This is a genomic window from Bacillus sp. BML-BC051 (assembly GCF_019656175.1).
Lineage (GTDB): Bacteria > Bacillota > Bacilli > Bacillales > Bacillaceae_G > Bacillus_A > Bacillus_A mobilis.
In genome coordinates this window covers 1-243 of the sequence record NZ_BPLI01000192.1, presented here as the reverse complement: position 1 = coordinate 243, position 243 = coordinate 1, and the positions used below count along the sequence as shown (strand labels likewise).

At 39.5% G+C, this 243-nt stretch carries 1 pseudogene; it reads left to right on the top strand.

The window, feature by feature from the left end:
- Positions 1-243, top strand: a pseudogene (locus tag K5S59_RS29905) (sodium-dependent transporter); the annotation flags it as partial.

Below are 243 nucleotides of genomic sequence, written 5' to 3'. Positions count from 1 at the left end.
TTAACGACTGGTATTTCATTGTTAGCATTCGAATTTGCTCTTGGGCACCGTCACCGTGGTTCAGCACCACTTACGTTCTTCCGTATTCATCCGCGTGCTGAATTTATCGGATGGTGGCAAATGTTTGTAACATTTATCGTTTCAACATATTATGCAGTAATTATTGCTTGGTCTATTTCGTATACGTATTTTGCAATTACTGGCGCATGGGGGAAAGACACGGAATCATTTTTATTTAAAGAG